Raw genomic sequence first — 496 nt, forward strand, 5'->3', positions numbered from 1 at the left:
AAGGGATGATGACATCCTCAAAAAGGCCCTTGCCTGCCGTATAGGCCGCCCCCTCCAGTTCCCCTGAATCCAGCGAAGCCATCAGATGGTCGCAGCCTCTGGACAGGCGGTCAGTCACATCGTTGGCCACCTGCAGGTTATTGGTCATGGTCTGAATAAGCTGGGCTGAATCCGCTGCACTGTATCTCACTCCCATGGCAGACTATGCCTTTCACAAGATACAAAGGTCGTTGAAAGAGCAAAGCGAAAATAGGAAAGTCAACGAAGGAGCGACTGCTCCTAGGAGACTTTATCTTTTTCGCACTGCTCTTAGACCGCGTTCAATTCTTTGATTAGTTTCTCTCTTTTTTCTTCTAAAGAATTGATGGCCTTGCGGCTGAGCTTGTCCAGTCTGTCAGACTGCTTGTCCACATAGTTCTGCACCTGATGTCCCTGTGAAAGATTGGCTTCCACAGCGGAACCAATATTCCCATACGGACTATAGGGATAGTCCTGC

Annotated in this window: 2 pseudogenes; both read right to left on the minus strand. The window is 49.6% G+C overall.

Going from position 1 to position 496, the window contains the following annotated elements:
• A pseudogene (locus tag STRDD11_RS13285) lies at positions 1 to 196 on the minus strand (virulence protein); the annotation flags it as partial.
• A 113-nt stretch (positions 197 to 309) separates the two neighbouring features.
• A pseudogene (locus STRDD11_RS13815) lies at positions 310 to 496 on the minus strand (hypothetical protein); the annotation flags it as partial.

The organism is Streptococcus sp. DD11 (assembly GCF_001578865.1).
Lineage (GTDB): Bacteria > Bacillota > Bacilli > Lactobacillales > Streptococcaceae > Streptococcus > Streptococcus panodentis.